A 26,620-nucleotide genomic window follows, 5' to 3' on the forward strand; every position below is an offset into this window, starting at 1 on the left:
TTCAGCGGGAGATGTGGATCACTGTTCACCCTGTGTCCACCACTGGGCCAGCGCCGCGGTGGCCGGGTCCTCGGAGGAGGCCAGGAACGTCCACGGGTCGGCGCCGGGCGGGATCTCGACGCCGGCGTAGGCGGCGAGCTCGCCCGCGGTGACCGGCTCGACCGGCGGGGTGAAGCCGGACGGGTCAGCCGCGCCGAGGGTGGCGGTGTCCACCCAGGGGAACCCGTCGACCGGTTCGGGCAGCTCACCGATGTCCAGGGTGGGCGGGAAGGCGGCGTCGTCCACCACGTCCGGCACGTCGGACAGGTCCGGGATGTCGATGTCGGGCAGGTCCGGAAGATCAGGGAGATCCTCCGGCAGCTCCCACTCCACCTGATCGGCATGGGCCAGGGGGTCGGGCCCCGGCACGTCATCCGGCGTCAGGTCGTCGAAATCGTCGTCGAAATCCCAGTGGTCGGTCATCGCGAGCCTTCCTCGTCGAGGGGGGTGGGGGTCAGGGAACGGGCCCGCAGCAGCGCCTCGTCGGCCTGCCGCAGCCGGGACGCGGCGGCGTCGCGGTCGGTGACGGCGGCGGCCCGCCGTTTGGCGCGGCCCGCGGCGTCCTCGGCGGCCGCCGCGTCGATCTCGGCGATCAGTGTGTCCAGTTCGCGCAGCCGCCGTTCGATCGCCTCGTCCAGGGCCACCGACAGCGCGTACTGCAGGTCGGTGAACCGGCCGCTGATCTCGTCGGTGAGCGCGGCCCGGGCCTCGGCCAGGACGTCACGCAGCCAGGTGTGGGCGTGCCGGCGGTCGGTGTGCACCCGGCGCCGGTAGATGACGTAGCCGCCGGCGGCCAGGCCCAGCCCGATCCCGGCGACCGGCAGCAGCAGTCCGCCGGACACGCCGAGCGCGGCCGCCCCCAGCGCCGCGCCGCGGCCGGCGATCAGCGCCACCCCGCCCGCGGACAGGGCGATCAGCAGGTTCTCGCCGGACCCGTCGCGCGGCGGCCCGGCGATCAGGTGGTGCCGCAGGGTGGCGCTGACCCGGGCCGGGTCGAACGCGTCGGCCAGCACCTTCTCGGCCACCTCCCGGTAGGTGTCCTCCAGCCGGGCCGACAGTTGCGCCGCGACCGCCTGCAACTGGGTGTCCAGGTCGTCGGGCAGCGCGGCCAGCGCCTCGCCGCGGGCGCTGTCGATGCGGCGGGCGTAGTCGTGCTGCACCTCGGTGAGCCGGGTCCGCAGCTGCCCGACGACGGCGACCCGGGCGTGCTGGATCTCGGCGTTGAGTTTCAGCGTCCACTGCCGGGACTCGGTGCGTTTGCGGGCGGCCAGCGCGGCCCGTTCGGCGCGGGTGGCGGCCTGGGCGGCCGCGTCCGCCGACGTCGCCGTCACCCGTTCCGCTGCCGTGTCGCGCAGCCGGGTCAGGTCGCGGTGGGCGGCGCGCAGCACGTTGGCCAGCCGTAGCTGGTGGCCGCGCCCGGCCAGTTCGACCAGCGCATGCTGCAGGGCCGGCACCCGGGACTCGGCCGCCAGCGCGTCGCGGGTGGCGGCGTCGCCGGCGGTCAGGGCCAGTTCGGCCATCCGCGCGGACACCGGGAACCAGGGCGCGGCCGCGAACCGGGGCGCGTGCGCCTGCAGCAGTGACCGGTTGTCGTCGGCGATGGTCCGCCACTGGCCGAACGCGTCGATCTTGGTGAGTGCGAAGACGACCGCGTCGACGCGTTCGGTGGCGGCGGCCAGGAAGTCGAGTTCCGGCTGGGACAGCGGGGCGGACGCGTCGGCGACGAACAGCAGGGCGGTGGCCCGGCGGACCGCGTCCAGGGCGATGGTGGCGTGCACCGGGTCGAGACCGCCCGCGCCGGGGGTGTCCAGCAGGGTCAGGTACTGCAGCATCGGCGCCGGGTGGGTGACCTCGATGCGGCGGGCCCGCTGTTTGCCGCGCGCCCACTCGTCGAGGGAGTCGATCTCGATCTCCTCGCCGCCGGGCAGCCACGCCCGCGCCGCGAACTCGGTGCCGGGCACGAAACTCAGGTAGGCGGCGGTGGTGACCGCGGCGTCGACCGGCGACAGGCCGGGCACCCCGAGCAGCGCGTTCACCAGGGAGCTCTTGCCGCGTTTGGTCTCGCCGACGATCACCACCCCGGGGCGGGTGAGGTGGGCGCGGCGCAGCTCGGCCAGGTCGGCGGCCGCGTCCGGGTCGGCGGTACGCAGGTAGGACAGGGTGTCGCGGACCGCGGTGTCCAGCAGGGTGGTCAGGTCGCGCACCGGCGCACCTCCTGGGCGAGCAGCTGGAAGCCGCGGTGGGCGACCTGGGCGATCCGGGCCTGCGCGGGGCCGGCGCCGTCGACCGCGTACGCCCTCCATCGTCCCGCCGCCGCGACCGCGGCCGTGGCCAGTTCGCCGTCGCCGGCCCGGGGCAGCCGCAGGATCCAGCGCGGGTCGTCGGAGGTGGCCAGCCGGATCAGTTCCTGCTCCCAGTCGCCGGGCAGCGCCACGGTGCCGGTGGCGGCCCGCTGGGCGGCGTCGAGCAGCCGCAGCCGGTGGTAGGCCGGGTCGCGCAGCGCCTGTTCCAGGGCGTCGCGGACGGTCTCCTGGTCGCCGCGGTCCAGGCCGTGCCGGGACAGCCGTTCCAGGCGGGTCAGCGCCCACCCGGCCTTGATCGCGTCCGAGCGCCAGCGGAACGTCTGGTCGACCGTCGCCGACAGCCGGGCCAGCCCGGACGCGGCGGCCAGCCGGCGTACCAGTTCGCCGGTGGACAGTCGCGGGTCGGCGGCCAGCTGGGCGCAGGAGAAGCCGACGCCGTACAGGTCGAGCCGGGTCAGCAGCCGTTCCCGCTGGTCGCGGCCGACGGGTGCGGGCCGGGACCGGAACAGGTCGGCCGAGGTCAACAGCAGGTTCAGCTCGGTGGCCGGCAGCACCGCCAGTTTCGCCAGGGCGTCGCGGTCGCCGCCGGTCAGCCGGCCGGACTCGGCGGTCTCGGCGAGCAGCCCGGCGACCGGTACGACGTCGCCGACGGTCCGGGCGAGCAGCCCGGCCTGCTGGGTGGCGAGCGGGCCGGCCACCGGCCACGGGTCCTGCGGGCCGCCGACCAGGGTGTCGACCTTCGCCAGCACACCGATCGCGTTGATCGGGCTGGTCGCCAGCCGGGCCGACGCGGTGTGGAAGGCCTCCAGGGCACGGACGTCGTCGGCGCGGACCGCCTGGGTGAACACGTACACCACGGCCTCGGCGGCGGCGACCTCCCCGGCCGAGTCGTCGTCGATGCCGACCGCGGCCTCCGCCCGGGCGCTGCCGGCGGTGTCGGTCGACGACAGGCCGGGGGTGTCCACGACGGTCAGGTCCCGCAGCCGGTCGGTGGTGAGGGCCACGTCCACGTACGCGATCCGGGCCGCCGGCACGCCGAGCCGGGCAGGCACCATGCCGTCCTCGTCCAGCGGCAGGCTGTGCCGGGCGCCGTCGCGGGTGACCACATCGATGCGGTCGGCCGGGCCGTACCGGAACCGGGTGACCACGCGGGTGCACTCACCGGCCGCGGTGGGGGCGACGCGACGGCCGATGAGCGCGTTGACTAGTGTCGACTTTCCGGCTTTCAAGCGTCCGGCGACCGCCACCCGTAACGGATCGTGAAGACGGTTACTGATCTGCCGTACGTGTTGACCAGCATCGGAGGAGACCCTCGTGACGATCTCGTTACAGAGCGTCGCGATGCCGGTGGTGAGTGGCCCGGTCACTTCGACTCGTCAGCGCAGCACACCGTCGGCGACAATGTGCGTATCGCGGATGTCGTCGGCACGAAGGGACCCTTCGATAGCGGGAACAGGAGTGGTCTACACCGTGCAGCCTACGGACGACGGCGCCGCGGCCGGGATCCCGTGTTCGTGCCAGTGAAGGGGGAGCGCAGGTGACGGACGACCCAGAGGAGGCCGCCCGTACCGCGCTGTGCCGAGGGCCCGCACTCGTCGTGATCGCCGGACCACCCGGCTGCGGCCGCACCACCCTGCTGCGCCGCATCGCCACCGCCGTGCCCGGCCCCGCCCACCTCGGCGGCGGCCTCGCCATGCTCGCCGCGGTACCCGCCCTCGCCCTGTCCCGGGCCGTGCGCGCCCGGCTGCCCGGAGACGACATCCCGCTGCTCGCCGAAGCCGTCCGCTCCCGTGTGCGCGGCGGCCTGCTCGTGCTCGACGACCTCCAGCACGTCGACCCGGCCACCCTCGCCGCCCTGCCGCACCTCGCCCGCAGCTGCCGGGTGCTGGTCGCCCTGCGTACCCCGCACCGGCTGCCCGACACCGAGCACGCCGCGCTGCGGCAGGCCGCCACCGCCTGGATCCCGGTGCCACCACTGACCGCCGACGCCGCACACGCCCTGGCCCGGCAGACCGCCGGCGGCCTCGGCGACCAGGCCGCGGCCGCCGTCGTGGCCCGGGCCGGCGGCAACCCCCTGGCGATCATCGCGCTGGCCCGGCAGGCCGCCGCCGGCCGCGCGCCGATCGGCGAGGACATCGACCAGGTGGCGTACGCGATCGCCACCGCCCTGGCCGACCTGCCCCGCCCGGCCCGCACCGCCCTGGCCGCGCTCGGGCTGCTCGGCCGGCCCGCCCCGCCCGCCCTGCTCGGCACCGGCGCCGCCGACCTGCTCGCCGCCGGGCTGGTCACCGCCGAACCGGGCGGATCCCTGCTGCCCGTGTCCGCGTACGTGGCCGAGACCGCCGCCGGGCTGCTCGACGCGCCGGCCCGGGCCGAGATGCACGCCCGCCTCGCCGACCTGACCCCACCCGCCGAAGCCGCCCGGCACCTCGCCGCCGCCGGGGACCCGAACGCCGCGTACCGGAAGGCTCTCGGCGCCGCCGACCGCCTGGCCGGCGCCGAACGCGCCGCGCTGCTGCTGTTCGCCTGCGGCCTGCCGACCACCGTCGACCCACGGGTGCGGCTCGCCGCCGCCGACGCCGCCCTGGCCACCGGCCGTGCCGCCGACGCCGCCGAAGTGCTGCGCCCGATCGTGCCCGCCGTGTTCCTGTCCGCCGACCCCGACCCAGGCTCCCGCCCGTCCGGCGCCGCCGACCCGCTCGCCCTGGAAGCCGCCGTCCTGCGCGGCGAAGCGCTTCTCCAGGCCGGCGACCCGGTCACCGCCCGCGACACCGTCCGAGCCGTCCCGGACACCGCCGCCGCCCGCGTCGTCGCCGCCCGCGACCGCGTCATGCTGCTGTCCGTGCTGGCCACCGAGCCGATGACCGCCCTGGAACTCGCCGACAAGATCGCCGTCCGGCATCCGCAGCCACCACCGGGCATCCAGGCCGCCCTCGCCGCCGTCCGCGCCACCCACCGGCAACCCGGCTGGGACGACACCCTCGCCGCCGTCGCCGACACCGGCGGCGACCCGCTGATCACCCGCTGGTCGGCGTGGCTGCTCGTCGAACACCTCGCCGCCGAAGGACGGCTCGTCGACGCCGCCTCCGCCGCGCTGCGCGCCGCCGCCACCGCCGGCGACGACCTCGCCTACGGCTGGCAGACCCGGTTCCTGGCCGCCGCCGACTGGGCGCTGGCCCTGCACGGCCCCGACTTCCCGGCCACCCTCGCCTGGGACGGCACCGAAGGCGTGCTGCGCCGGGCCGCGAACCTCACCGACCGGGCCTTGCCCGAACAGGCCCGGGCGTACGCGAACGCCGCCACCGCCCTCATCGAAGCCGACACCGGGCTGCTCGCCGCCGCCCGCGCCCGCCTCGACACCGCCGGCGTACACCCGGCCGTCGCCTGGGTGGCCCGCGAGGCGGCGTGGCTCGACGGGCAACCCGACCGGGCCGCCCGCACCCCCACCGAAACCGGCACCGGCCTGCTCGCCGGCCTGCACGCGATCACCGCCCGGTGGGCCGCCTACGACCTGGGCGCCCCGCCGGCCGCCGCCATCCCGGTCGACCTGCCCGCACCCGCGCGCCGCACCCTCACCGCCTGGGCCGTCGGCTCCGGCCTCGACGACGCCGCCGACAGCTGGCAGCCGGTCGCCCTGCGCGAACAGGTCCGCTGCCTCATCGCCGCCGGCCTGACCAGCCCCGACCGCGACCGGGCCGTCACCGCCCTGCTGCGCGCCGAACACCTCGCCGACAGCGCCGGGCTCACCGTCCTGGCCGGCCGCGCCCGCCGCGGACTGCGCCGCCACCAGATCCACCGCGACACCCGCAGCCCCCGCTCCGACGGCCGGCTCACCCAGCGCGAACTCGACGTGCTGCGACTGGTCGCCGCCGGAGAACCGACCCGCCGCATCGCCGGGCAACTCGGCATCTCCGCCGAGACCGTGGACACCCACATCCGGGCTAGCATGCGCAAACTCGGTGCGCGGACCCGTACCGAGGCCGCGGCCCTGGCCTTCGCCACCAATCCCTTCGAAACCAGCGAGGATGGCCGGTGATAAGACAGCCCGACGACGCCCCCCGCCACGTGGTAACCACCTCCGCCGAAGCCGACACCGTACTGCGGCGCCTCAGCCGCGACGGCTGGACCGCCCGCGCCGGCTTCGCCCTGCCCGACCCGTCCTGGGACGTCGCCGCCGCCCACCTGGTCCTGCACGGCCGGATCGCCGACGACGACCTGGAAACCGCCAAACTCGCCGTCCTGGCCGCCGCCCGCGGCGCCGCCGTCGTCGCCGTCTGCGACACCGAATCCCCGGCCGGCCGCGCGCTCGTCGACGACCTGTCCCGCCTCGGCCCGGTCCACCGCGGCATCGACGGCTCCGACATCATCGCCAACCTCATCCCCGAACAGCGCGCCCTGCTCGACCGCCTCGCCGCCGGCGACACCATCGCCGCCGCCGCGGCCGCCGAATTCCTCTCCCTGCGCACCGCCAACCGCCGCATCGCCGAAGCCCGCGCCCTGTTCGGCGTCCGCACCACCCGCGAGGCCGTCCTGGCCTATCTGCGTCAGCGTCAGCGCACCGAATAACACCGATCCGGGGTACGGGCTACGCGAACCCGCCGTAGCATCCCCGCGGCCACCTGCCCGCGCACGGCCGCAGCACGGCCGCCGGTCCACCCGCACGACGACCTCCACCCTCGCACCCTCCGCATTCCGTGCCCGCTGCGCTTTACGTGTGCTGCCACCAGCGTGATGACGGCGGCTTCCGTCCACACTCCTTGTTCTGTGTGCGCCCGCCCGCCCGCGCGCACGCTGTTCGTCACGTGTGCCGCTGCCGGCGTGACAGCGGCGGCCCGCGTCCACACTCCTTGTTGCGTGCGCGCCCAGGCGCGCTGCGCCGCCGGCATCCGCGCAAGGTGTTCACCGGGAGACACTTCGTTAGGCTGCGGCCGTGACCGAAGGCGTGCCGCCGCGGGCGGGGATGACGATCAGTGTCCGAAGCCGACGGGATGTGGTCGTGGTCGATCCGGATCGGTTCCTGGCCGCGGCCCGCCAGGCGTTACGCGACAGCGACCCGGATCTGAGCGAGGCGGAGGCGCAAGCCGCGATCACCGACGTGTACGACGCCGCACACGCCCTGCTCGACCGCGACGGCCAGTTGGCGGCCGACGAAGCGGATGACCGGGTGGGTGTCCGCGGCCGCCCGCCCGGTGTCCGGGTGACCGACCGGCCGGACGGCCTGTCGCCCGCCGGCCATCTCCAGGAGATCGTCGTCGACGACAGTCCGCCCTTACAGGATCACGGCTGCTTCCTGCCCCCTGACCTGTTCAGTCGTCCGGAAAGCCGGCCGACGGCGTGAGGCTCTCGACGAACGTCCGGAAGTCGGGCGCCACCCGCAACTCCTGGCCGAGGTCGGCGTCCAGATAGACCACCGGCGGGTCGCCGTCCGGGCCGCAGTCGCGGTAGTCCAGCGCCACCCAGGTGTGCCCGTCCCCGCTGAGCAGCACCACCGGCGACGGCAGCCCCCACTCCCGCACGAGATACCCGGTGTCCTGCAGCGCCATCGACAGCTCGCGACCGGGCGGGGCGATACCGTGCAGGTGATCGAACGGCACATGATCGGCCGCCCACGAGTTCCGCGCGGCCGGGCACGCGTCCCACCCGTCGGCGACGATGCCACCGTTACGCAGCCGCAGCAGCTGGATCAGCGCGGCCGGCAGCCGCACCCCGAGACCGGCTTCGGCGGCGGTGATCATCTCGCCGGTCAGCGGCGGCTGGGTCAGGTCGGTCTCGCCGGGATCCCAGAAGGTCGCCGCCACATCCTCGAACGAAGTCACGGCCGTCATGCTGCCAGAACCCGGCCCTGTGGCAGGATCCCGGCCATGGACGCGCGCCCCCTGACCCAGCGGGAACGGCCGTCCTCGACACCCCGCTGACCAGCACCCCGCCTGCCGGCCATGGCTCGACGAACCGGATCCGCTCGTCCCGCTGCGAGAGCCGGATGGCCCTGCACGTAGGTGGCGAAGTGGGGGACCATTCGGTCTGACCGGTCCGGATCAGCGATCTAGCATCTTCTGATGGAGGGCGAGCAGATCGAGCGGGTCCGCGACTTCAACCGCTACTACAACCAGCGGTTCAGCGCGCTCGCCGACCGGTTCCTGGGCCACGAATGGCCCCTCGGCCAGGCCCGGCTGCTGTTCGAGGTCGGCATCCGCAGCGATCTGCACGACCTGTGCGCCCGCCTCGGCCAGGACCGCGACCACGTGCGGCAGCAACTGGGCGCGCTGGCCGTACAGGGTCTGGTGGTGCTGGGTGACCGGAGCGCCGCGCTGACCGACGCGGGTCTGGCGAAACGCGCGGAGCTGGACCGGCGCGCCGACGCCGGGATCGCGGCGCTGCTCGGCGAACTGACCGGTGGGCAGCGGCACCGGCTGCTGGCCGCGCAGGACGAGATCCGGCGGGTGCTGCGGGCGGCCGCCGTCGTGGTCGAGGCGGTGCCGCCCGATCTGCCGGCGGCCCGCGACTGCCTGTCCCGGTACGCCGCCGAACTCGACGTCACCTTCCCGGAGGGCTTCGACGCGGATGTGCTGACCCGTCCCGAGGAGGTGACCGGCACCCAGCTGCTGGCCGTGGAGCTGGGCCGCCCGGTCGGCTGCGGCCTGTGGCTGCGCCTCGGCCCGGGGGTCGCCGAGATCCGCCACCTGTGGGTGGCCCCGGAGGCGCGCGGCCTCGGCCTCGGCCGCAAACTGCTGAGCCGCCTGGAGGTGGACGCGGCGAACAACGGCATCGACACGGTACGGCTGGGCACCCATCCGCTGCTGACCGAGGCGCTGGCGCTGTACCGGTCGGCCGGCTACGACGACATCGGCGGCTACAGCGACAACGCCTACAACCAGCTGGCGTTCGAGAAGGTGCTGGTCAGGACGGACGTGGCCGGATCCGGGCCGGGTCGTGCGGACGGGACGTGTCGACCACCTTCGGTGTCCGCATCTCGTCGCGGCGCAGTGGTGTCAGGGTCTCGTCGATAGCGTCCATGATCAGCCGGGTGGCGTGCAGGGCCCGCACCCCCGGCGTTCCGGTCTCGGCCGCCGACAGGTCGACCGGCCGGTCACCGAAGCGCACCTGCACGACCGGGCGCCGCAGCAGCGCCTTGACCAGCGCCCGGCCGAGCCGTTTCGGCGCCTCGTAGGGGATCGCCGCGTGCGTGCCCCACTGGGCCACCGGCAGCACCGGCGCCCCGGACATGGCCGCCATCCGCGCGGCGCCGGTCTTGCCGCGTTCCGGCCACATCCACGGATCCAGCCCGATGCGCCCTTCCGGATAGACCAGCACCGCCGAGTTCTCGGCCAGCGCCTTCGCCGCGGCGGGCAGCGCGTCGGCGACGTGGGCGGTGTTGCGGTCGACCCGGATGTGCCCGCAATGCCGCATGACCGTGCCGACCAACGGCGCCCGGAACACGCCACCGGTGGCCATGAACCGCGGCGCGATCCCCACCTTGTGGCACGCCGCCATGATCACCACCGGGTCGAACGGGCTGACGTGATTGGCCGCCAGAATGACCGGGCCGCCCTGCAACGGCGCCGGCAGGCCGCCCGAGACCCGCAGCCGCACCAGCGGGAACGCTACGATCCGCGACAGCGCGAGCAGCAGCCGCCACAGCCGCGGCACACGCCAGACAGGTGAGGTCTCCATGAGGCGAGAATGATTGCACGATCCCGAGATCGTCCTCTATCCGGCTTGGCGCGCCACCCGGTCCGGCGGCTGCTTCGCACCGCATGATCCTTTCCGGGTACGCGTAGAGCGTTCCGCAGCGGGCACCGCGAACGCGCCATCCGCACCCGCCGCACGTGCGGGTGGCGCGGCCCGGAAAACGGGTACGGGACGCGGGCCGGTGTATGACCCTCGACCCCATGACGATCTCGCCGCTCCTCCGCGCCGGCATGGGTGCCACCGTGACCCTGACCTGCATGCTCACCTGCCCGGCCCCGGCCGCCGCGCTCCCGGACGACGGCACCGCCCCCGCGCTGACCACGGCGCAGCGCAAGGTCCTGCTCGAGGCGACGGCCCGGTTCCGGGACCCGCGCCGGGCGAAGGCCGCCGGCTACCTGCCGACCGACCACTGCGTACCCGGCATGGGCCACCACTGGATGCACCCGGGTCACGCGGCCGACCAGGCGGTCGACCCGGTGCTGCCGGAGATCCTGCTCTACGTGCCCGGCCGCGACGGCAAACCTGTCCTGGTCGCGGTCGAATACTTCAAGGCCGACGCCGACGGCAACCTGTACACCAGCGGCGACCGGCCCACCCTGTTCGGCCGGCGGTTCGACGGCCCGATGGCCGGTCACGAGATGCCGCCCGGAAGCCCGCCCATGCCGGTGCACTACGACCTGCACGTCTGGCTCTACCAGCACAACCCGGTCGGTGAACTGGCCACCGAGAACCCGCGGATCACCTGCCGGTGAGTTCGGCCACCAACACCCCCGCCGCACCCGGGCCGCACCGGTGAGTGGCTAGGCTCGAAGCCGGCGCCGCGGGCCGCGGCCGCCCCGGACGAGTGCGCGTCGTACCCGGCTCTGACAAGACGACCGCCGTGAGGTGAGTTCGTCATGGCCTGGCTCGTTCTGATCGTCTCCGGTCTGCTCGAAACCGTCTGGGCGATCGCCCTGGACCGCAGCGCCGGGTTCACCCGCCCGCTGCCCACCGCCGTCTTCGGCGTCGCCGTCACCCTCAGCATGCTCGGCCTCGGCTACGCCCTGCGGACCATCCCGGTCGGCACCGGTTACGCCGTGTGGGTCGGCATCGGCGCGGTCGGCACCGCCCTGGTCGGCATGATCGCCCTCAACGAGCCGGCCAGCCTGCCCCGCATCGTCTGCCTGCTGCTGGTGATCTGCGGCGTCGCCGGCCTCAAATACTTCCACTGACACCGGATTTTCACCGGCACCGGTGGGCCGCGGCCTGACACCCAGGCCGCGGCCCACCGGTCAGCCGGCCTCGCCCAGCTCCGCCAGCCGGGCCTCGACCTCGGCCAGCTCGGCCCGCAACCGCTCGGCCTGCTGCTGCGCCTCCGCCCGCTCGGCGGACAGGATCTGCTCGACCGCCTCCTGCACCCCGGGCACGTCGATCAGCGACACCATCCTCAGCGCCTCGGCCGGCTTGATCACATAGGGGCGGGCCAGCGCCTTCGCGCCCTGGTTGGCGGCGACCGTCCACTCGCCCTCACCGTAGGCCAGCGTCACCGTCAAACCGGGCGACGGCTTGACCTTCGCCGGGCGGGCCACCTTACGCGGCGCCGCCGGCTCGTTGCTCTCCCTCACCTCAACAGCTTCCTCACTCTTACGCTGGACCGGCGGTTTCGGCGGCAGCGGCTTGTCGATCAGGAACTCGGGCCCGGACAGCACCGGCTCGGCCGGTGGCTCCGGCGCCGGGGCCACCTTCTTCGCCGGCACCCCCTTCGGCGCCACCCGCAGATCGGTGGGGGAGAAGGGCAACTCGTCACGCCCGAACCGGACCACCACCCACTCGTCGGAGACCGCCGGATCCTCCAGCGCCACGACCTGCCCGATCTGACCGGAGATCTGCCCCGCCGCCTCGGTGAACTGCACCCGCGGCTTACGCCCGGCCGCCAGAGCCTCCCGGAACTGCTCCAGCTGTTCCGCGCTCAGCCCACCGGCCTCCACACTTGCCGCCGTCATCACCAACCACCTTCGTACGCCTGTATGAGAGCGGCTTCTTTCTACCAGCACCCACCGACAACAACAGCGCACCACACCGAAGTGATCAAGTGCGGAACGGGGGGCGACCGGTCACGCAGTACTCCCGCCCGGCCGGGTCCTCAAGCGTCGTCCAGTCACCCGGCACCCGCCGCACCACCCGCGCACCCAGCCCGGCATGCCGCGCCACCTCGGCATCCACGTCGTCACAGGCCAGATCCAGATGCATGCCGGCGACCGTGCCACCAGTGCGCTGCACCAGCAACCGCAACGGCATCCCGGCCGGCCGCACCAGGTAGGAGAACTCCGGCAGATCCGAGAACCCGCGCTCCCATCCGGTCAGCGCAGCCCAGAATTCCACCTCCCGGTCATGCACCGCCTCCGGCAGATCCAGGCACACCTGATCCACCAGGCTGTGCCGCCCGCCCGGCCGCACGCTTTCCCCGGACCACTCCACGAGACAGAACAGCAGCCCGGCGGGGGAGCGCAGCACCGTCAGCCCCTCCGCGATCTCGACCAGCTTCGCCCCGAGAGCGGCCGCCCCGTACGACGCGGCCGGCAGATCGTCGACATGCAGATCCAGATGCACCCGCGCCGGACCGTCCCCGACCACCTGCACCCGCAGAAACGCGTCCCCGGCAGCGGGCAGCAGCGTCGCGAACGTGCCGTCCTCCCGCCAGTCCGACAGACCGTAACCGGTCACCGCCTGCCAGAACGGCACCGCCGCCCGGTCCGGGGCGTCCAGGAACCCGGTCATCCACCGCACCGCCATCACGCCACCCGCCCCGTCCGCATCGCCGCCGCCACATCCGGGCGCCCGAAACCCTCCGCCGCCACGGCGGCCCGCTCCCACGGATACTCCACCGCCGCGAACGACACCTCCCACCGCCCGGACACGTCGTCGACCACCGCATAGCGGGCGTGCGGCGACCCCGCCTCCATCCGGTGCGGGTACGGCTCGTCATCGGCATAGGCCGGCCAGCCCACACTGCCCGGGTTCACCAGCAGCGCCCCACCGGGCAACCGCATCGACCCGACCAGATGCGTGTGCCCACACAGCAGCAGCGAATACCCGGACACGTCCCCGAGCCGCGCCAGCACCTCACCGGCCGTCGCCTCGCGCGCCCCCGACGCCTCGACCGTGTGCATCAGATACTGCAGATCGTCGTCCGGCGTACCGTGAAACGCCAGAACGCCGGGTATCGGGGACCGCACCGCAGGCAGCGACCGCAACCACGCCCAATGCCGCTCGGAGAGCACCCCTTTGGTGACCCGGTCGGCCATCCCGATCCGCTCCGGCCCGAAGGTCAGCAACTGCCGCTCGTGATTGCCGGCCACGGTCGGCAGGCCCAGGCCGATCAGCCGGTCCGCCGTGCCCACCGGATCCACATAGCCGGACAGCAGGTCACCCAGATTGACCGTCAGATCGACGCCGTCGTCCTCGATCGCCGCCAGCACCGCCTCCAGCGCCGGCAGATTCCCATGCACGTCGGAGATCACCGCTATTCGCATCCGGCCATCCTCCAAGATCCACCACTCAGACCGGAAACGCGTTCTGAAACGCGAGCCGATCGTCCGCCCCCGCCGCCAGCTCCTGCAACCGATCGTCGAGCGACACGAACGCCTCCCACACCGCGATCCCCGCCACGTCCGCGATCCGCTCCACCACCAACTGTTCCAGGTCCTCGACCCGGTGACCCTTCCAGATCTTGTCGGCCAGGCTCACCAGGCGGTCGTCCACACCGGCCCGCGGGTCATGCCACGATCCGTGGGTGCCGGCGAACCTGGCCAGCCGCGGCGGCACGCCACGCTCCAGCAGCAGCCGTTCACCGGCCGGCTCATGCCGCGTCCCCGGCACCGACAGCTCCGCACGATGCAGCACCTTGCCGATGTCATGGGTGGCCGCCCCGAACAGCACCGCCTCCCGGTCGAACACCACCGCCGGATACGCCGCCTCCAGCCAGCCCGTCAGGTCGCGCGCCACCGCGTACACCGCCCGAAGATGCGCACCCAGCCGGGCCGGAGCACCCAGGGCGACCAGCAACCGCACCGCCTCCGGCGGCAACTCCGGCAACGGTACGGACGCGCCGCGCACCGCCCGCTCCAGCGGCGTCACAACGCGCCGACCAACCGGGCGAAATGCTCCCGCACCTCGGGCGACTCCGCGGCGACCACACTCCACACCGCGACACCGCCGGACACCGCCACCGCGACCCGCGCGTCACCGCCGAACCGGTACGTGGCGTCACACCCCTGGTTCAGCGCCCACCCGTACGTCGTCGGCAACGGCCGCAACCAGCCACCCAGCCCGGCGATCGCCCCCTCCGGCAGGCCGTGATCGAACTCGGTCAGCGTGTCGCGCTCCCGCCACAGCAACGTCTCCCACAGCCGCGCGTACACGTACTCCGAAAAATGATCCGCATAGCGCGACCCGCCGAACGACACCGGCGGATCGTCGTCGCCCGCGCCCGGATCGACCGTCCAATCGCCGCAGCCCTGACCATCCGACTCCAGCACCAGCGACGTCCCGGCAACCCGCAGACCGGCCAGCCGGGTCACCCGATTGTCCCGGCAGACCGCCGCCATCCGCTCGTCACCGCCGAACCGGAACCACTCCCGTACCGCCGCCGGAAACGGCCCCACCGCCACCTCGTCACCGGGACCACCGACCAGATCGAAAGCCGCCACGTTCCACAACATCCGGCGATTGTGGCAGGATGCCGGTCATGCTCGACAACCGAAAGGGCCATGCCGCGTAGGCGCCCGCACGACATCCGCCGCCCCCGCACCACGCCCGGCAGCCCGCGCACCGACATCAACGGCCTGTCCCAGCGGGCCAACGCCGCCATCCGGTACGTCGAAGACGTCCACCTCTGGCCCGGCGCCACCGCGAAAGCCCTGGCCATGTACACCTGGCTGCTGCGGCGACCCGGCCGCTGGCTCGACGGCGACCCGGTCCACAGCCCGGGCATCGAACCCGAAGACGGCCGCGACACCCTCCAGGACGTGATCGACCTACTCCCACCGGCGCCCCGCCGGGAACTCGCACGCCTGCTGAAACCCTTCGACGACGACTACTACCGCCGCACCACACCCCTGCCGCTGCACGGCGGAGAAGACCCGGCCCGCTGGTGGTGGCACCGCGACCGCGAACTCTGAGGCCCACCCGGTGGACCGACCGCCGGTCGATCCACCGGAAAGACCTCAGGGCACCGGCGGCAGGGGGAGCGGCAGGCCCGGCAGCCCGTCCATGCTCACCGCGACATACTCCTTCTTCGCGAAGTAGGCACCCAACGACGCGTCGTCCTCCCGCGCGAACCGCTTGGCGTGCAGATCCCGATCCTCGTCGTACGTCATGAACGGCACCGCATACCCACACGTGTCCCGGATCAGCTCCGCCCGCACCACGACGATCGCCCGCAACCCGTGCCGCGAATAGTCGACAGTGGGGAAGTGGGCGAGCAGATCCGGCCACCGCGGATCATCCCGGAACACCGGCTCACCACGCCCGTGCACCCGCACGATGTTCGGCGGCCCGGCAAACGCACACCACATCAACGTGATCCGGCCGTTCTCCCGCAGATGCGCGATCGTCTCCGCGTTACTGCCGGCGAAATCCAGGTACGCCACCGTCGACTCGTCAAGAACCGCGAACGAACCACGCAACCCCTTCGGCGACAGATTCACCTTCCCGTCACCGGACAGCGGCGCCGTCGCCGTGAAGAACACCGGCTGCTCCTCGATGAACTCCCGCAACCGGCCCGAGATCCGCTCGTATTCCTTACCCATCCGAGCATCCTCACACGAGCAGCCGCGACCGTCGTCACACCGGCATCGCCCCGGCCAACTCCCGCGCCAGCGCCATCAGCCGTTCACCGTCACCTGATGGCGCGATCCCGCCGACACCCACCGAAACATCCCGCCGACTCGTGCCGACCTGCCCCGACAGCGACGGCAACTCACCACCCGCCCGCCGCACCAGCACCATCGCCGCCGGCAGGAAACCCTCCAACAGCGACCGCAGCACCGCATGACTCGACGCCCGGTACTCCCGCACCAGCGCATCCACGAACGGCACGAACACGTCCAGGTCGACCTCGTACTCGTCCCGGCAGTTGTCCACCACACCCGGCGGCAACCCCACCACCGGAGCCACCGCCGCACACGACCGGTAGAACAACTGCGCCACCCGGTTGGACGGATTCCACAACGTCAGATCATCAACCTTGAAGTACTGACTCACCCACTCATGATCACAAATGGATGCCGCCCACCGCCAACCTGCGCCGGTGCACACCGACACCAACGACCCACTCTTCCGGCCCTCGAAGCCGCCACACCGAAGAGGTGGAACGCGAGGGGGAGTGGTTCTGCGCACGAGAACAGGCACGAATCCTCGCCGGCCGGCAACAGCACGCGAAAGCCCCGGAGATCCTCGCCCAGTACGTCGCCACCGGACCGAACCCGGACGGATCAGCGAAGCGATAGCGGTCCAAACCTGCAGTCGCTATCCATTCGGCACGTCCAGGAAGCGCCGCCTCTCCGCCCAGTTCAGGCGGGCCTCCGCGAGGATCGCCGCCAGCGTTGCGTGCTGGTAGACGGGCTGGCGGCTGCTGTCGGCGGACTCGCCGAACCAACGCCATTCGGGATTCAGCAGCGGTTCGTGCTCCTCTTTCGCCTCCTGCCAGTTGAGGTGCAGGAACAGGCCGTGCCGGTAGCCGAACTTGGTCAGGAGATCCTGAACGCTCTTCTCGCTGCCGCCGCCCCGCCCGGAGGTGATCTTCAGCTCCAGGATGAGGAGGTTGTGCCGAGAATCTTCACCGGTCCGGCGGTGGATGATCACATCGGGGCGTCGCCTGGCGCGTGCGGAATCCCTCTTGATCTCTTTGAGTCCGGCCCGGTTGTACTCGCAGTCGATGTCCCATGACCGGGAGAACTGCGGAACGAGCAGGCGAGCGAGATGGGCGGACGCCGTCAACTCGGACACCGGCCGTTTGCCGTGGTGGGGCACGAACAGCGAGTATTCGTCCACGATCAGATTACGCAGGGCGGTTCGTACCCGGCTCTCCACGCCGTCTCTCCTCATGGCCTCTGATCATGCACCGCCGGGGCGGCGTGGAAGGCCGCCTCCGGCTGCTCGGTGCGCCAGGCAGGGGAGTAGGACATCTGTACGACGAGCGGCGAAATCCATCCGCCGCGCCCGGCCACTGGCTACGGCTACCGGCCAGCGAACGCCGCGCCGGCGTCGCATCCGACGGCCAGTCGGCGACCGTCGCGGGCGGTGGCTCTCACGCGCGACGACGCTGCGGGGAGCGGACAGGGAGTCACGTCTCTGAGCCATGAGCGATACGACTTCGACGCATGCCCGAGTAGCCGCCGGGTGATTCTCGCGCCGGAGAGGCCGGCGGGCGCTTTCGGCTCGGACAGGCCGTCTCCCGGGCTCAATTTCTCAGGTCGATAATCGATATTATGTCAACCAAGCTTGATCGGGCCGCACAAGGGGCGCCGCCGGAAGACCAGCGGCGCCCCACCACCACCTAACTCTTGAACTCGGTAGTCAACGAGTACAGACGCTCCGCAAGACGCGACAACTCATTGGCCGCCATAGCGGTGTTCGACGCACCCTCATGAGTCGTATCGGTCGCCGCCGTCACATCCGACATCGAACGCGAAATATCACCCGACGACTGAGCCGCCACCGCCACACTGCTGCTGATCGCCTCCGACGCCGTCGTCTGCGCATCCACCGCCTGATTGATCGACACCTGAATCTCATCGATCCGGGCGATCACCGCCGTGATCCGCGAAATCGCCTCGATCGCACTCGCCGTGTCCGCCTGCATCGCCATCATCTTCGCGTCGATGTCCTCCGTGGCATCCGACGTCTCCCGCGACAGCTCCTTGACCTCACCGGCCACCACAGCGAAACCCTTACCCTGCTCACCCGCCCGCGCCGCCTCGATCGTCGCGTTCAAAGCCAACAGGTTCGTCTGCCCCGCAATCGAGTTGATCACGCTCAGAACCGCCGCCACCTCCGCGCTCGACTCCTGCAACCGCGTCATCGTCTGACTCGTCTCCGCAGCCAGCGACACCGCCTCCCGCGCCACCGTGGTCGCCTCGGTCACCGCGTTCGAGATGTCACCGATGACCACCCGAAGCCCCTCGGTCGCCCGAGTCGCCGAATGAACGCTGCCACTGACCTCCGCCACATTGCCCGAAGCCCGCTGCGCCTGCTCGGACGCCACCTGCGCACCCTCGGACAACTGCTCACTCGTCGCCGTCAACTCGGTCGACGCCGCCGACAACGCGCTCGCATTGTCCGTGATCTCACTGACCGCACCCCGCATCGTCTCCACCACCGCGTCCAGGCTGCGTGACAGATCGGCCAGCTCATCGCTGCCGTCGACCACCACCCGCGTGGTCAGGTCCTTGGCCGCCAGCGCCTGCCCCGCCCGCACCGTCGCGTCGATGCGCCGCGACATCCGGCGCACCAGCAGCACCGCGATACCGCCGAGAGCCAGCGCGGCCACCACCGCGGTACCCAGAGTGAGCGCCTTGGCCCGGCTCGCCGTCGCGCCGGACGAGTCGGTCGCGTCGTCGGCGTACCGCGCGATGGTCGCCTCCAGCTCCGGCAGCGACTGGTCGAACCGCTGGTAGGTCTTCTCGAACGCCGGCCGCGCCGCGGCCGCCGCGGCCCGCTTCGGGTCGGAATAGGTACGGCTGGCCAGCGTCACGAGCCGCTGGCCCTGCGCCACGAACGTGTCGACGGTCTCGTCCATCGCGTCGATCTGGCCGGCCACCTCCGGCAGGTGCTGCCGCGTCGCGGCCAGCCCGTCACGCAGGCTGCCCACATGGACGGCCAGCCGGTCCAGCACCTCCTGCCGCTCGGTGCTGCTGTTGGTGATCAGGGCGGCCATCACGTCGGCCCGGAACGCCGTCCGCGCGGCGTCGGCCCGCTGAGCGGCACGCTGCGCCGCCGCGGCGTCGCGCACCGCCGCGTTACTGTCGATGAGCTGCGACATGCCGAGATACCCGATGCCGCCGGCGGCGAGCACGAGTACGAATCCGGCCACGGCCAGTGCCAAGACCTGGTGACGCAGTTTCAAGCGCATGCACATGCCCTTCGAGACGAACCGACGCTGGGGACATCGGCGCGGACGTCGGCGGCTTGAGGCTCTCGGGAGACTCAGGTCACGGGCTGTTGTGGCGATAGAGAGGGCCGACCGGAGTTTCCGGCGTCCGTCCGCTCAACCGGGAGCCGCCCATGCGAAAACTTGCCAGTCTGACCGGCCTCGCCGTCGTCCTCGCGTTGGCCGGATGCGGCGCGCCGGATGAGCGCCGGGCCGAGGATCCCCTTGCCGCCGCTCGTGCGCTGGTGCCCGAGGACGTCCGGGCCGCTGGCAAGCTGACCGTCGCCTCCGACCTGATGTTCGAGCCGATGGAGTACATCGAGGGCGGCGAGCAGAAGGGATTCGAGGTGGATCTGGCCGCGGCGGTGGCCGACCGGCTCGGGCTGTCGCTGGAGTTCGTGCAGACGGCCTGGGAGGACCTGCGCCCGGCGGTCATCAGTGGCAAGGCCGACGTGGTGATGTCGTCGATGACCGACACCGCCAAGCGGCAGGAGGAGGTGGACTTCGTCGACTACCTCAATGTCGGGTCGTCGATCGTGGTCCGGGCTGACCTCTCCGGTGTCGAGACGCTGGATGACCTGTGTGGGCACGCGGTGGCGGTGCAGGCGGAATCGATCTATCAGGATCTGGCCGAGAGTCAGGCCGAGCGGTGTCCCGGCGGGCGGTCGATGCGGATCGTGATCGTGCCGGACGGAAAGATCGCGGTGCTCGCGGGCAAGGCGGACGCGTATCTGCACGACTATCCGATCGCGGTGGTGGCGGCCGACAAGAATCCGAAGCTGAAGGTCGCCGGTGAGCAGATCGAGGCCGCGCCGTACGGTATCGCCGTCGCGAAGGAGCGTTCCGGGCTGCGGACCGCGATTCAGACGGTGTTGTTCCAGCTGTTCCGTGACGGCACGTATGACGGGCTGTTGAAGAAGTGGAACATCACCGAGGGCAGTCTCAAGACCGGCGCCATCAACGGCGGCGCGTGACATCTCGTGTTCGTCGACGGCCCGTCACCGTGGTTTGCCCGGTGGCGGGCCGTTCGGGTGTGAAGGACAGGGTGTCCCCTGGTGGGGTTGCCTGTCCTGGTAAATCTGGGTAAATGCTGCATAATGTGTCTTATGCAGCATTTGTCCATGGTGGAGTTGATCGACGATTTTCTGGCCGCCCGTGCCGCGCGGAAGCCCTCGGTGCACACGCTCGCGGCGTACCGTCGTGATCTTCATCTGGTGTTGCGGCTGACCGAGCCCGCCCCCATCACGGTGAGTGACCTCTCCCCTCGCGTGCTGCGTGCGGCTTTCGCGCGGTTCGCCGCGGATCGTGCCGCCGCCTCGGTGTCGCGGGCCTGGTCGTCGTGGAATGCGTTCTTCACGTTCCTGGTGACCGAGGGTCTGGTGGCGGGAAATCCGATGTCGGCGGTGGACAAGCCACGGCCGGTGGCCCTCTCCCCCAAGTCGTTGCGTGGTGAGGACACGCCGGAGGTGCTGTTGCGGGCGGTGAGCCGTCCGGATGAGCGGCAGCGGGATCCGTGGCCGGAGCGGGATGTGGCGGTGCTGGCCCTGGCGTTGTGTGCTGGTCTGCGGCTGTCGGAGATGCTGGCTTTGCGGGTCGGCTCGGTGGCGGGTCGTGACGGCGAGCGGCGGGTGGAGGTGGCCGGCAAGGGTGGGCGGCCGCGGACGGTGCCGATCGAGGATGGCCTGAGTTCGGCGGTGCGGCGTTATCTGGACAGCCGGCGGGTGCGGTTCGGTCGGGTGGGTGCGACCGCGCCCCTGCTGGTGGACCGGCGTGGTGAGCCGTTGCGGCGCGGTGGGCTGCAGTATCTGGTCCGGTCGTGTTACCAGCGGGCCGGCATCGGTGACCGGGTGCCGCGGGGTGCGCAGTTGCACGCTCTGCGGCATACGTTCGCGACGCGGTTGGCGGAGGACGGGGCGAACGCGTCGGAGATCATGCGGTTGCTGGGGCACGCGTCGTTGGCGACGTCGCAGTCGTACATCGAGGTGACGGCGCAGCAGCAGCGTGCGGCGGTGGCAGCGAACCGGACGAATCGGGTGCTGGGCGAGTTGGTGTGACAGAATCCGGGCATGGACGAGGTGAGCTTCAGTCGGCGGTCTCTGTTCGGGCGGGTGCTGTTGGTGGCCGGTGGCGCGGCGACGTTGCTGACGTTGACGGGTTGCCCCGGTGGTGACCAGGACGACGACGATGACGACGACGGTGACGAGGAAGACGACTGAACGGGGCACGGCCTAGGCCGTGCCCCGTTTCGGTATCGAGGCGGCGCTGCATGCCGCTCTCCCCCGCTGCCGGCCCGGGACGAGCGCCGGTGGGCGAGGTTCGCGTTTCGCTTCCGCTTCTTCTTTCGGTACGCGTGACGCGGTCCCGTTCTTTTCAGGGCCGTTCCGCCCTGCCGCGCGAGCCGGCCGGCACTGCGTCCTGTGCCGCGCCCGCCGGGCTGAGATCGGTGGCCGGGCAGGCCCGGCCGCACGTCACACCGGCGTGTGCCGCCGCCCACGGATCTCCTGCCGGCCGCGTGACCGTCAGTGCTGGGCGGGCACGTGCACACGATGGCCGTGCCGTGATCCCCGACCTCGGATATGACGTTGGCCGTCGCGCACGCACGGCCTCTCGTGTGTGACAGCCACCCGCCGCGGCCGGGTTCGCGCTCATGCAGTTCGGGAACCGGCTGGTCGTGGGTGCTGTCTCGGAGCGCTCGAGACAGCGCTGACGACCAGCCGGACAAGAGCGGCCACGGTGCACAGGCGCCGGAAGCGGACAGGCCACGGGTCGGGTCAGCTCAGGGTGATCCAGTAGTGGCGGAGGTGGCCGTCGTCGGTGGTGAGGGTGCCGCCATTGCGTTCGATGGTGCGGGCTGAGGTGGTGTTCGCGGTGAGGCAGAGCAGCAGGACACGGTCGAGGCCGAGGGTGCCGGCGAGGGTGAGGGTTTCGGCGAGGGCCCAGGTGGCGAGTCCGCGGCCGCGGGCGGCCGGGCGTACGCCGTACCCGATGTGTCCGGTCTTGGGGTTGAGGTGGTGTTGCAGGGTGATGGCGCCGAGGAGGTGGCCGTCTTCGGTGATCCAGCGTGGGGTGGCCGGGTGGTCGTCGGCGGTGATGCGGTTGATCCAGGTGGTGAAGCCGTCGGGGGTGTCGACGTCGTCGGTGGCGGTGATGCCGAAGCCGTCTTCGTGCAGGCCGGGTCCCCAGTCGTGGCGGCAGTCGAGGAAGGCTGTGTGCATGCCGGTGGCCGGCGGGATGAGCGAGGGCATGGAGGTTAGTCAATCGTGGCGGTTCGGTGACGGCATCGAGAGGGTGTGGTGTCTCCGGCGCTCGAGATCGGCGGCCTGTCGGGTGAGGTGGCGGCGCTGGGCGGGGTCGGTGGTGAGTTCGGCGGCGCGCCGGTAGGCGGTGGCGGCTTCGGTGTGGTGGCCGAGCTGGCGCAGCAGGTGGGCGCGGGTGGCGTGGTGGACGTGGTAGCGGTCGAGTTCGGGGAGGGCGTCGAGGCCGGCTTGTGGTCCGTGGACTTCGGCGACGGCGATGGCGCGGTGGATGGCGACGACTGGTGTGGGGGTGAGGGTGTGGAGGTGGTCGTAGAGGGTGAGGATCTGTTGCCAGTCGGTGGGGGTGCCGCTGGTGTGGACGGCGTTGATGGCGGCCTGGAGTTGGTAGGGGCCGGGCCGGTCGCGGCGTAGGCAGGTGCGCACGAGCCGGTGCCCTTCGTCGATCATGGCGGGATTCCAGCGGGTGCGGTCCTGGTCGGCCAGCAGGATGAGGTCGCCGTCGGTGGTGGTGCGGGCGGGGCGGCGGGCCTCGGTGAGCAGCATGAGGGCGAGCAGGCCGGTGACCTCGGGTTCGTCGGGCATGAGGTCGGCGAGGACGCGGGTCAGGCGGGTCGCTTCGGTCGCGGTGCGTTCCTCGTTGAAGATCAAATACAGGGCGAGGAGTACGGCGGGAAGGCGCGCGGGCAGGTCGGCGTCTTCGGGGACGCGGTAGGGGATGCCGGCGTCGCGGATCTTGGCTTTGGCGCGGGTGAGGCGCTGGGCCATGGTGGTTTCCGGGACGAGGAAGGCGTGGGCGATCTCGGGTGTGGTGAGGCCGCCGAGCAGTCGCAGGGTGAGGGCGGTGCGGGCGGCCGGGGCGAGGGCCGGGTGGCAGCAGGTGAAGATGAGCCGGAGCCGGTCGTCGGGTACCGCTCCCCCGTGGTCGGGTTCGGTGGGCCGGCGTTCGTGGGCCTGGGTGTGTTTGTGGTGGCGGGTGGTGTCGCGGCGTAGCCGGTCGATGGCGTGGTGGCGGGCGGTGGTGATGATCCAGCCGGCGGGGCTGGGTGGGATGCCGTGGCGGGGCCAGGTGTGCAGGGCGGTGGTGAAGGCGTCCTGGACGGCGTCTTCGGCGAGGTCGATGTCGCCGAAGGTGCCGATGAGGACGGACACGGCCCGGCCGTACTCGGCTTTGAAGATTGTTTCGAGGGTGTCGGTCATGGCCGTGTCCGCCGGGATTCAGCCGGTGAAGGCGATGGGGCGGACCTCGATGGGCAGGCTGGTGATGCGGGCCATGCGGGCGGCCCAGGTGAGGGCGGCGTCGAGGTCGGGGGCGTTGATGGCGGTGAAGCCGCCGAGGTGTTCCCTGCCTTCGGCGTAGGGGCCGTCGGTGAGCAGGGGTTCGCCGTTGTTGTCGCGGACGACGGTGGCGGTGGCGGTGGGGTGCAGTGCGGTGGTGTAGAGCCAGGCGCCGGTGGCTTTCATCTCGTCGGTGAGGTCGGCGAGTTCTTTCATGATCGGTTCGAGGGCTTCGGGTGGGGGCGGGTCGCCGACGGGCTGGTACATGGCGAGCAGGTACTGGCGCATGGTGTGGCTCCTCGTCGTGTGGGCCTCTTTCGTGGTCTACACGAACGGGCCGGGCCGGATACGACATCGGGGCCGGGATTCTTCGAAAAGAAATTGCCGGGCCGCGCGGTCGCGCGGCCCGGCAATTGTGACGGCGGTCAGGCCAGGGTGATCTGGACGTCGACGTTGCCGCGGGTGGCGTTGGAGTAGGGGCAGAGCTGGTGGGCGGCGTCGAGGACGGCCTTGGCGGTGGGCTCGTCGAGGCCGGGCAGTTCGGCTTCGATGGCGACGGTGAGGCCGAAGCCGCCGGTGGGCAGGGGGCCGATGCCGACGTCGACGGTGATGGCGGTGTCGGTGAGGGTGACCTTCTGGGTGGCGGCGACGCGCTTGAGGGCGCTGTGGAAGCAGGCGGCGTAGCCGGCGGCGAAGAGCTGCTCGGGGTTGGTGAGCTGGCCGCCGGGGCCGCCGAGGTCCTTCGGGATGGCGAGTTCGAGGTCGAGGACGCCGTCGCTGGAGCGGACGTGGCCGCTGCGGCCGTCGCCGGTCGCGGTGGCGGAGGCGGTGTAGAGGGCGGTCATTGTTCGCCTTTCGGAGGGGTGGCCCGGCCGCGGGCGCGGCTGAGCAGGTGGTGCAGTTGGGTGAGCTCGTCGAGGGTGAGCCCGGTGGCGCAGACGAGTTGCCGGGTGAGGTCGCCGACGGCTTCTTGGAGGGCGAGGCCGGTGTCGGTGGGGTGGATGACGACGGTGCGTTCGTCGTGGGTGCCGCGTTCGCGGCGGATGTGGCCCTGGGTTTCGAGGCGTTTGAGCAGTGGCGAGAGGGTGCCGCTGTCCAGGCGCAGGGTGCGGCCGAGGTCACGCACGGTGGTGGGGCCGTCGTGCCAGAGCACGCGCAGGACGAGGTATTGGGGGTAGGTGAGGCCGTGTGGGTCGAGGTAGGGGCGGTAGAGGGAGGTCATGGCGCGGCTGGCCGCGTAGAGCTGGAAGCAGATCATCTGGTCCAGGGCGGTGCTCTCACGCATGCCAGGAACAGTAGTGCCCAACTTAGTTGTGCACAACTGAATGGTGCCGCCGGTCACCACCGTGTGTGATCATGCGGCCATGTCGTCCATCCGCTTCCTCAAGCTCTCCCCCACCGTGCTGACCGCACTGGTGGCCGGAGACCTCGACGCCGCCAGCACGGCGGCCGGTCACCCGCTGAGCCCCTACCTCGTCGAGGAGAGCTGGCTCTGGGAGATACGTCTCGACGACATCGGCCGTGACCCGGAGGCCGCCGAGTGGATCGCCCGCGCCGCCGTCGCCGAACCCGAGGGGATCGTCGTCGGGCACGGCGGGTTCCACGGGCCACCCGACGGCGAGGGAGTGGTCGAGGTCGCGTACTCGGTCGATCCGGCCCACCGCCGGCGCGGGCACGCCAGGGCCATGCTCGCCGCGCTGCTGGCCCGCGCCGACGAGGACCCGCGGGTCACCGCGGTCCGGGCCAGCATCCGGCCGGACAACGTCGGCTCCCGGGCGGTGATCGCCGGATTCGGCTTCCGCAAGGTCGGTGAGCAGTGGGACCCGGAGGACGGTCTCGAAGACGTCTGGCTGCGCGCGGCGGCCTGAAACGCCGCCGGGGCCGCCGCACCTGATCAGTGCGGCGGCCCCGGCGGGTGGACCCTGCTCACGCGGCGGCGGCCAGGCGCTGCCCGTGCACGTCGGTGGCCGACAGCCGGCTGCTCATCGTGCTGCGTGCGGCGATCTGCGCGACGTAGCCGGCCCGGCGGCGGGCCGCGCAGCCGTCCCTACCGGCCGGGGCGCCGGTCTGCTCCATGTGCCGGGACAGGCCGTCGCGCAGCAGCGCCAGCGCCTCGGTGCGCAGCTGCGACACCCGCGACTCGGTCACCCCCAGCGAGACGGCGACCTCCGACAGCGGCCGCTCCTGCAGGAACGTCGCCTCCACCACACGCCGCAGCCGCTCCGGCAGGACCGCGACCGCGTCGTGCAGGTAGCCCAGCCGCTCCCGGTGCAGCAGCAGCTCCTCCGGGTTCATCGCGGTCTCGGTGACCATGTCGTCCGCGCCCGCGGTGAAACCCTGCAACGACAGCACGGCGGCACGCTGCACGTCGTCGTCGACGCTGGACAGCTCGCCGACCGCGACACCGAGCAGCTCGGCCAGCTCCTCCGGCGTCGGGGTACGGCCCAGCTGCCGGGTCAGCTCCTCGCGGGCCACGTCGGCGCGGCGGGCCCGGGCCCGTACCGACCGGCTGGCCCAGTCCATGCTGCGCAGCTCGTCGAGCAGGGCGCCACGGACCCGGACCGCGGCGAACCGGCCGAACGGGATGCCGCGCTCGGCGTCGTACGCCTGGGCGGCGGTGACCAGCGCGGCGTAACCGGCTGAGGCGAGATCGTCGCGGTGCACGTGCGGCGGCACCTTGAAAAGCATCTCGCGGACCATGTGACCGACCAGCGCCATGTTGTCGCGGATGAGCTGTTCCTGGTCGCGGGTAACGGATTTCGGCTGGGCGGTGGCGGTCATTTCGAATCCCCCTGTGTCGGCTGACCGGCTGACAGAGGGAACTTTTCGTTGCTACGGGTGCAGCCTGCGGGCACTCTCGGTTGCCGCTCGGGTGCACCGGTTTTTTCTCCTCAAGTCGGCGAGAGCCGGGGATACACCGCTGCGGG

General features: G+C 71.9%; 31 protein-coding genes and 1 riboswitch. Of the genes, 11 read left to right on the forward strand and 20 right to left on the reverse strand.

Annotated elements, in window-relative coordinates; translation table 11 throughout:
• Positions 1–18 precede the first annotated feature (18 nt).
• Genes KZ829_RS18530 through KZ829_RS18540 form a run of 3 tightly spaced genes read right to left on the reverse strand, consistent with a single transcriptional unit; the run spans position 19 to position 3,709 of the window.
• Complete coding sequence (locus KZ829_RS18530) at positions 19–462, reverse strand: hypothetical protein (protein ID WP_220145165.1); 444 nt, start codon at positions 460–462, stop codon at positions 19–21.
• Complete coding sequence (locus tag KZ829_RS18535; RefSeq protein ID WP_220145166.1) at positions 459–2,243, reverse strand: dynamin family protein; 1,785 nt, start codon at positions 2,241–2,243, stop codon at positions 459–461. The genes KZ829_RS18530 and KZ829_RS18535 overlap by 4 nt, the downstream gene beginning before the upstream one ends.
• Entirely contained in the window at positions 2,231–3,709 is a 1,479-nt protein-coding gene (locus KZ829_RS18540; protein WP_220145167.1) for a dynamin family protein, read from the reverse strand. Before KZ829_RS18540 ends, KZ829_RS18535 begins: the two co-directional genes overlap by 13 nt.
• A gap of 170 nt (positions 3,710–3,879) precedes the next feature.
• Between KZ829_RS18540 and KZ829_RS44030 the strand changes: the two genes are divergently transcribed.
• The 3 genes from KZ829_RS44030 (at position 3,880) to KZ829_RS18555 (ending at position 7,680) form a co-directional block, all read left to right on the forward strand.
• Positions 3,880–6,378: a helix-turn-helix transcriptional regulator gene (locus KZ829_RS44030; RefSeq protein ID WP_220145168.1), complete on the forward strand. Its 2,499-nt coding sequence runs from the start codon at positions 3,880–3,882 to the stop codon at positions 6,376–6,378.
• Entirely contained in the window at positions 6,375–6,908 is a 534-nt protein-coding gene (locus tag KZ829_RS18550; RefSeq protein WP_308285557.1) for a LuxR family transcriptional regulator, read from the forward strand. The genes KZ829_RS44030 and KZ829_RS18550 overlap by 4 nt, the downstream gene beginning before the upstream one ends.
• A 364-nt stretch (positions 6,909–7,272) precedes the next feature.
• The gene (locus tag KZ829_RS18555; protein ID WP_220145169.1) at positions 7,273–7,680 is read left to right on the forward strand and encodes a hypothetical protein; all 408 of its coding nucleotides are present in this window, start codon (positions 7,273–7,275) and stop codon (positions 7,678–7,680) included.
• Here the strand turns inward: KZ829_RS18555 and KZ829_RS18560 are convergent.
• Entirely contained in the window at positions 7,649–8,158 is a 510-nt protein-coding gene (locus KZ829_RS18560) for an SMI1/KNR4 family protein (RefSeq protein ID WP_220145170.1), read from the reverse strand. The genes KZ829_RS18555 and KZ829_RS18560 overlap by 32 nt on opposite strands.
• Before the next feature lie 240 nt (positions 8,159–8,398).
• Here KZ829_RS18560 and KZ829_RS18565 point away from each other — a divergent pair, with 240 nt between their 5' ends.
• Positions 8,399–9,349: a GNAT family N-acetyltransferase gene (locus KZ829_RS18565; protein ID WP_220145171.1), complete on the forward strand. Its 951-nt coding sequence runs from the start codon at positions 8,399–8,401 to the stop codon at positions 9,347–9,349.
• Here KZ829_RS18565 and KZ829_RS18570 read toward each other — a convergent pair.
• Positions 9,240–10,013: a lysophospholipid acyltransferase family protein gene (locus KZ829_RS18570; RefSeq protein ID WP_220145172.1), complete on the reverse strand. Its 774-nt coding sequence runs from the start codon at positions 10,011–10,013 to the stop codon at positions 9,240–9,242. The genes KZ829_RS18565 and KZ829_RS18570 overlap by 110 nt on opposite strands.
• A 218-nt stretch (positions 10,014–10,231) precedes the next feature.
• Between KZ829_RS18570 and KZ829_RS18575 the strand changes: the two genes are divergently transcribed.
• Together KZ829_RS18575 and KZ829_RS18580 are read left to right on the forward strand one after the other, a co-directional pair.
• Entirely contained in the window at positions 10,232–10,783 is a 552-nt protein-coding gene (locus KZ829_RS18575; protein WP_220145173.1) for a hypothetical protein, read from the forward strand.
• A 60-nt stretch (positions 10,784–10,843) separates the two neighbouring features.
• A riboswitch (guanidine-III (ykkC-III) riboswitch) is annotated at positions 10,844–10,913 on the forward strand.
• A gap of 14 nt (positions 10,914–10,927) precedes the next feature.
• A complete protein-coding gene (locus tag KZ829_RS18580) occupies positions 10,928–11,242 on the forward strand; it encodes a DMT family transporter (RefSeq protein ID WP_204298401.1) in 315 nt (104 codons plus the stop codon).
• Between the two features lie 60 nt (positions 11,243–11,302).
• Here the strand turns inward: KZ829_RS18580 and KZ829_RS18585 are convergent, their stop codons facing one another.
• The 5 genes from KZ829_RS18585 to KZ829_RS18605 all read right to left on the reverse strand — a co-directional run bounded on the left by KZ829_RS18585 (position 11,303) and on the right by KZ829_RS18605 (position 14,731).
• On the reverse strand, positions 11,303–12,013 hold the full coding sequence (locus KZ829_RS18585) for a hypothetical protein (protein WP_220145174.1): 711 nt from the start codon (positions 12,011–12,013) through the stop codon (positions 11,303–11,305).
• Positions 12,014–12,098: 85 nt separating this feature from the next.
• Positions 12,099–12,788, reverse strand: a complete 690-nt coding sequence (locus KZ829_RS18590; RefSeq protein WP_246635841.1) for a VOC family protein — start codon at positions 12,786–12,788, stop codon at positions 12,099–12,101.
• Positions 12,789–12,802: 14 nt separating this feature from the next.
• Positions 12,803–13,543: a metallophosphoesterase family protein gene (locus tag KZ829_RS18595; protein ID WP_220145176.1), complete on the reverse strand. Its 741-nt coding sequence runs from the start codon at positions 13,541–13,543 to the stop codon at positions 12,803–12,805.
• Positions 13,544–13,568: 25 nt separating this feature from the next.
• Complete coding sequence (locus tag KZ829_RS18600) at positions 13,569–14,147, reverse strand: HD domain-containing protein (protein WP_220145177.1); 579 nt, start codon at positions 14,145–14,147, stop codon at positions 13,569–13,571.
• Entirely contained in the window at positions 14,144–14,731 is a 588-nt protein-coding gene (locus KZ829_RS18605; RefSeq protein ID WP_220145178.1) for a hypothetical protein, read from the reverse strand. Before KZ829_RS18605 ends, KZ829_RS18600 begins: the two co-directional genes overlap by 4 nt.
• Before the next feature lie 48 nt (positions 14,732–14,779).
• Between KZ829_RS18605 and KZ829_RS18610 the strand changes: the two genes are divergently transcribed.
• On the forward strand, positions 14,780–15,190 hold the full coding sequence (locus tag KZ829_RS18610) for a hypothetical protein (protein ID WP_220145179.1): 411 nt from the start codon (positions 14,780–14,782) through the stop codon (positions 15,188–15,190).
• A gap of 45 nt (positions 15,191–15,235) precedes the next feature.
• Here KZ829_RS18610 and KZ829_RS18615 read toward each other — a convergent pair whose 3' ends face one another.
• From KZ829_RS18615 to KZ829_RS18630, 4 genes are all read right to left on the reverse strand, one after another.
• Positions 15,236–15,820: a pyridoxamine 5'-phosphate oxidase family protein gene (locus KZ829_RS18615; RefSeq protein ID WP_220145180.1), complete on the reverse strand. Its 585-nt coding sequence runs from the start codon at positions 15,818–15,820 to the stop codon at positions 15,236–15,238.
• Between the two features lie 34 nt (positions 15,821–15,854).
• Positions 15,855–16,274 (reverse strand): DUF6086 family protein, encoded by a 420-nt coding sequence (locus KZ829_RS18620; RefSeq protein ID WP_220145181.1) that lies wholly within the window; start codon positions 16,272–16,274, stop codon positions 15,855–15,857.
• Between the two features lie 264 nt (positions 16,275–16,538).
• The gene (locus KZ829_RS18625) at positions 16,539–17,102 is read right to left on the reverse strand and encodes a hypothetical protein (RefSeq protein WP_220145182.1); all 564 of its coding nucleotides are present in this window, start codon (positions 17,100–17,102) and stop codon (positions 16,539–16,541) included.
• 466 nt (positions 17,103–17,568) lie between these two features.
• A complete protein-coding gene (locus tag KZ829_RS18630; protein ID WP_220145183.1) occupies positions 17,569–19,143 on the reverse strand; it encodes a methyl-accepting chemotaxis protein in 1,575 nt (524 codons plus the stop codon).
• 152 nt (positions 19,144–19,295) lie between these two features.
• Here KZ829_RS18630 and KZ829_RS18635 point away from each other — a divergent pair, with 152 nt between their 5' ends.
• The 3 genes from KZ829_RS18635 (at position 19,296) to KZ829_RS18645 (ending at position 21,377) form a co-directional block, all read left to right on the forward strand.
• Positions 19,296–20,135, forward strand: a complete 840-nt coding sequence (locus KZ829_RS18635) for an ABC transporter substrate-binding protein (RefSeq protein WP_220145184.1) — start codon at positions 19,296–19,298, stop codon at positions 20,133–20,135.
• A 147-nt stretch (positions 20,136–20,282) separates the two neighbouring features.
• Positions 20,283–21,215 (forward strand): tyrosine-type recombinase/integrase, encoded by a 933-nt coding sequence (locus KZ829_RS18640; RefSeq protein ID WP_246635842.1) that lies wholly within the window; start codon positions 20,283–20,285, stop codon positions 21,213–21,215.
• A gap of 12 nt (positions 21,216–21,227) precedes the next feature.
• Positions 21,228–21,377 carry a hypothetical protein gene (locus tag KZ829_RS18645; RefSeq protein WP_220145186.1) on the forward strand — a complete coding sequence of 50 codons (150 nt, stop codon included), beginning with the start codon at positions 21,228–21,230 and terminating at the stop codon, positions 21,375–21,377.
• Positions 21,378–21,932: 555 nt separating this feature from the next.
• Here the strand turns inward: KZ829_RS18645 and KZ829_RS18650 are convergent.
• The 5 genes from KZ829_RS18650 to KZ829_RS18670 all read right to left on the reverse strand — a co-directional run bounded on the left by KZ829_RS18650 (position 21,933) and on the right by KZ829_RS18670 (position 24,978).
• Positions 21,933–22,406, reverse strand: a complete 474-nt coding sequence (locus KZ829_RS18650) for a GNAT family N-acetyltransferase (RefSeq protein WP_220145187.1) — start codon at positions 22,404–22,406, stop codon at positions 21,933–21,935.
• 9 nt (positions 22,407–22,415) lie between these two features.
• The gene (locus KZ829_RS18655) at positions 22,416–23,615 is read right to left on the reverse strand and encodes an RNA polymerase sigma factor (protein WP_220145188.1); all 1,200 of its coding nucleotides are present in this window, start codon (positions 23,613–23,615) and stop codon (positions 22,416–22,418) included.
• An 18-nt stretch (positions 23,616–23,633) separates the two neighbouring features.
• Positions 23,634–23,981: a YciI family protein gene (locus KZ829_RS18660; RefSeq protein ID WP_220145189.1), complete on the reverse strand. Its 348-nt coding sequence runs from the start codon at positions 23,979–23,981 to the stop codon at positions 23,634–23,636.
• 137 nt (positions 23,982–24,118) lie between these two features.
• Positions 24,119–24,538, reverse strand: a complete 420-nt coding sequence (locus tag KZ829_RS18665) for an organic hydroperoxide resistance protein (protein ID WP_220145190.1) — start codon at positions 24,536–24,538, stop codon at positions 24,119–24,121.
• Complete coding sequence (locus tag KZ829_RS18670; RefSeq protein ID WP_220145191.1) at positions 24,535–24,978, reverse strand: MarR family winged helix-turn-helix transcriptional regulator; 444 nt, start codon at positions 24,976–24,978, stop codon at positions 24,535–24,537. Before KZ829_RS18670 ends, KZ829_RS18665 begins: the two co-directional genes overlap by 4 nt.
• Before the next feature lie 79 nt (positions 24,979–25,057).
• Here KZ829_RS18670 and KZ829_RS18675 point away from each other — a divergent pair, with 79 nt between their 5' ends.
• Positions 25,058–25,561 (forward strand): GNAT family N-acetyltransferase, encoded by a 504-nt coding sequence (locus tag KZ829_RS18675; protein ID WP_220145192.1) that lies wholly within the window; start codon positions 25,058–25,060, stop codon positions 25,559–25,561.
• 58 nt (positions 25,562–25,619) lie between these two features.
• Here the strand turns inward: KZ829_RS18675 and KZ829_RS18680 are convergent, their stop codons facing one another.
• Positions 25,620–26,474, reverse strand: a complete 855-nt coding sequence (locus tag KZ829_RS18680) for a sigma-70 family RNA polymerase sigma factor (protein WP_220145193.1) — start codon at positions 26,472–26,474, stop codon at positions 25,620–25,622.
• Positions 26,475–26,620: the final 146 nt, after the last annotated feature.

The sequence above is a fragment of the Actinoplanes hulinensis genome (assembly GCF_019429605.1).
GTDB classification, from domain to species: Bacteria; Actinomycetota; Actinomycetes; order Mycobacteriales; family Micromonosporaceae; genus Actinoplanes; species Actinoplanes campanulatus.

Coding starts and splice junctions, on each gene's coding strand:
- KZ829_RS18675 (WP_220145192.1), top strand. CDS start 25,058: ATGTCGTCCATCCGCTTCCTCAAGCTCTCCCCCACCGTGCTGACCGCA.
- KZ829_RS18590 (WP_246635841.1), bottom strand. CDS start 12,788: ATGACCGGGTTCCTGGACGCCCCGGACCGGGCGGCGGTGCCGTTCTGG.
- KZ829_RS18565 (WP_220145171.1), top strand. CDS start 8,399: ATGGAGGGCGAGCAGATCGAGCGGGTCCGCGACTTCAACCGCTACTAC.
- KZ829_RS18585 (WP_220145174.1), bottom strand. CDS start 12,013: ATGACGGCGGCAAGTGTGGAGGCCGGTGGGCTGAGCGCGGAACAGCTG.
- KZ829_RS18530 (WP_220145165.1), bottom strand. CDS start 462: ATGACCGACCACTGGGATTTCGACGACGATTTCGACGACCTGACGCCG.
- KZ829_RS18605 (WP_220145178.1), bottom strand. CDS start 14,731: ATGTTGTGGAACGTGGCGGCTTTCGATCTGGTCGGTGGTCCCGGTGAC.
- KZ829_RS18645 (WP_220145186.1), top strand. CDS start 21,228: ATGGACGAGGTGAGCTTCAGTCGGCGGTCTCTGTTCGGGCGGGTGCTG.
- KZ829_RS18640 (WP_246635842.1), top strand. CDS start 20,283: ATGGTGGAGTTGATCGACGATTTTCTGGCCGCCCGTGCCGCGCGGAAG.
- KZ829_RS18635 (WP_220145184.1), top strand. CDS start 19,296: ATGCGAAAACTTGCCAGTCTGACCGGCCTCGCCGTCGTCCTCGCGTTG.
- KZ829_RS18595 (WP_220145176.1), bottom strand. CDS start 13,543: ATGCGAATAGCGGTGATCTCCGACGTGCATGGGAATCTGCCGGCGCTG.
- KZ829_RS18650 (WP_220145187.1), bottom strand. CDS start 22,406: ATGCCCTCGCTCATCCCGCCGGCCACCGGCATGCACACAGCCTTCCTC.
- KZ829_RS18665 (WP_220145190.1), bottom strand. CDS start 24,538: ATGACCGCCCTCTACACCGCCTCCGCCACCGCGACCGGCGACGGCCGC.
- KZ829_RS18615 (WP_220145180.1), bottom strand. CDS start 15,820: ATGGGTAAGGAATACGAGCGGATCTCGGGCCGGTTGCGGGAGTTCATC.
- KZ829_RS18610 (WP_220145179.1), top strand. CDS start 14,780: ATGCCGCGTAGGCGCCCGCACGACATCCGCCGCCCCCGCACCACGCCC.
- KZ829_RS18660 (WP_220145189.1), bottom strand. CDS start 23,981: ATGCGCCAGTACCTGCTCGCCATGTACCAGCCCGTCGGCGACCCGCCC.
- KZ829_RS18580 (WP_204298401.1), top strand. CDS start 10,928: ATGGCCTGGCTCGTTCTGATCGTCTCCGGTCTGCTCGAAACCGTCTGG.
- KZ829_RS18680 (WP_220145193.1), bottom strand. CDS start 26,474: ATGACCGCCACCGCCCAGCCGAAATCCGTTACCCGCGACCAGGAACAG.
- KZ829_RS18630 (WP_220145183.1), bottom strand. CDS start 19,143: ATGCGCTTGAAACTGCGTCACCAGGTCTTGGCACTGGCCGTGGCCGGA.
- KZ829_RS18575 (WP_220145173.1), top strand. CDS start 10,232: ATGACGATCTCGCCGCTCCTCCGCGCCGGCATGGGTGCCACCGTGACC.
- KZ829_RS18655 (WP_220145188.1), bottom strand. CDS start 23,615: ATGACCGACACCCTCGAAACAATCTTCAAAGCCGAGTACGGCCGGGCC.
- KZ829_RS18670 (WP_220145191.1), bottom strand. CDS start 24,978: ATGCGTGAGAGCACCGCCCTGGACCAGATGATCTGCTTCCAGCTCTAC.
- KZ829_RS18570 (WP_220145172.1), bottom strand. CDS start 10,013: ATGGAGACCTCACCTGTCTGGCGTGTGCCGCGGCTGTGGCGGCTGCTG.